This window comes from Rathayibacter sp. AY1F3 (assembly GCF_002931975.1).
In the GTDB taxonomy this organism is placed as follows: domain Bacteria; phylum Actinomycetota; class Actinomycetes; order Actinomycetales; family Microbacteriaceae; genus Rathayibacter.
The window spans coordinates 1-1,585 of record NZ_PSVF01000068.1; the positions used below are offsets into that span (position 1 = coordinate 1).

Genomic DNA, 1,585 nt, shown 5'->3' on the forward strand with positions numbered 1-1,585 from the left:
CAGCAGCGAGGACAGCATGTGCCGGTAGAGGGGCTGGCCGTCGTCGACGACCAGCCCCTCTACCGGCACATGCTGTCCTCGCTGCTGCGCGCGGTGCCGACCGGCCAGCGCGCCGGCACGAGCGACCGCGCGACCCCGTCGACGACGAGCCGTGCGGCCGCTCCGACTCCGCCCGCGAGAGCGACCGCGAGCAGCAGGCCGGGCGTCACGCCGCCGCCCTCCGCCGCCCCGCGACCGCGATGCCCAGCGCCGCGGCGAGCACGCCCAGCACGAGCGTGCCGCCGGTGTAGAGCAGGTACTCCACGACGTGGCCGCCCTCGAGCAGCGCGACCGTGTCGAGCGAGAAGGTGCTGTAGGTCGTGAATCCGCCCAGCACGCCGGTGCCGAGCAGGAGGCGCAGGGTTCGGCGCCCGCCCTCGTCCGGTCCGCGCCGCGCCAGCGCCTCGAGCAGGAGGCCCAGGAGGAACGCGCCCGGCAGGTTCACGGCGAGCGTCGCGACCGGCACGACGCCCAGCGGGGGCAGCGCGGCGCCGATCGCGGCGCGAATCGCCGTGCCGACGGCTCCGCCCGCCGCGACGAGGAGGATCGCGGAGGGGCGCAGGTGGAGGGGTCGCGTCACTCCGCGAGGTCCCAGGGCGCCGGGCGCGACGGGTCGCGGTCGGCGCGCGGGACGACGAGCACGGGGCGGTGCTGGCGGTGCGCGAGGTGGGCGGCGACGCTCCCGCTGAGGAACTCGGCGATGCTCGCGAGCACGCCCGCGTCGCGGGTGCCGACCACGATCATCCGCGCGTCGACCTCCTCGGCGACCTCGGCGAGCGCCAGGGCGGGCTCGCCCCGCGCCGCGCGCAGCGACCACTGCACGGTGCTGCCGTGCAGCTCGTGCTCGACCGTCTCGCGGAGCCCGGGCGGGAGGGACGGGCCCTCGCCGCGGTCGGCCGCGGCGCCGACGAAGCCGAGCGGGATGCCGCCGGTCATCGGATCGACGTACTCGCCGACGAGGTACGGATCGGCCGAGACCGACACGAGCAGCAGGGCGGCTCCGGCGTCGGCGGCGACGCGGGCGGCGGTGCGCAGGACCTCGGGTCGCTGGCCGTCGACGATGCCGACGAGGACGGGCCCGGTGGGGGTGGGTGCGGTCATGAGGAGCTCCTTCCCGGTTGCGCCCCATCCTGGCACCGCGCGGGCGCGAGCGGTCGGAGCATCCGTGCCGGATTCGTCGTGATCGTTCCGTTATGCGCGGGCCTCGGGCTAGAGTGGCTGGTCGCCGGATCCCCACCGGCCCCCGACCCCCCGTCACCACCGTCATCCGAGGAGAACGCACGCGTGTCGAAGCCAGGCATTCCCACCCCTGAGGAGAGTGCCGGCACCCCGACCACTGCACCCCCGACCCGGCGCGAGGCCCGCGAGGCCGAGCGCCGTGCGGCCCGGGCCGAGACGGAGACGGGCGCGGCGACCGCCGGCACCGCGGTCGAGGGCAGCGGATCGGACGACTCCGCCGCTTCCGCAGGCGCTGGCGACTCCGCGCCCACCGCCGTCGACGCCGCAACGGCCGTGGCGACCGCTCCGACCGTCTCGGTCGAGGTCC

Annotated in this window: 3 protein-coding genes and 1 pseudogene; 1 reads left to right on the forward strand and 3 read right to left on the reverse strand. The window is 76.7% G+C overall.

Features of this window, described 5'->3' with window-relative positions:
* Nucleotides 1–59 precede the first annotated feature (59 nt).
* The 3 genes from C5C39_RS17685 to C5C39_RS17120 are packed head-to-tail and all read right to left on the reverse strand — an operon-like array spanning nucleotide 60 to nucleotide 1,140.
* The gene (locus C5C39_RS17685; protein ID WP_181136423.1) at nucleotides 60–209 is read right to left on the reverse strand and encodes a hypothetical protein; all 150 of its coding nucleotides are present in this window, start codon (nucleotides 207–209) and stop codon (nucleotides 60–62) included.
* The gene (locus C5C39_RS17115; protein WP_104288951.1) at nucleotides 206–619 is read right to left on the reverse strand and encodes a CrcB family protein; all 414 of its coding nucleotides are present in this window, start codon (nucleotides 617–619) and stop codon (nucleotides 206–208) included. Before C5C39_RS17115 ends, C5C39_RS17685 begins: the two co-directional genes overlap by 4 nt.
* Entirely contained in the window at nucleotides 616–1,140 is a 525-nt protein-coding gene (locus C5C39_RS17120) for a universal stress protein (protein ID WP_104308825.1), read from the reverse strand. The genes C5C39_RS17115 and C5C39_RS17120 overlap by 4 nt, the downstream gene beginning before the upstream one ends.
* 183 nt (nucleotides 1,141–1,323) lie before the next feature.
* Here C5C39_RS17120 and C5C39_RS17125 point away from each other — a divergent pair.
* Nucleotides 1,324–1,585 (forward strand): annotated as a pseudogene (locus tag C5C39_RS17125) (hypothetical protein); the annotation flags it as partial.

Coding starts and splice junctions, on each gene's coding strand:
- C5C39_RS17120 (WP_104308825.1), bottom strand. CDS start 1,140: ATGACCGCACCCACCCCCACCGGGCCCGTCCTCGTCGGCATCGTCGAC.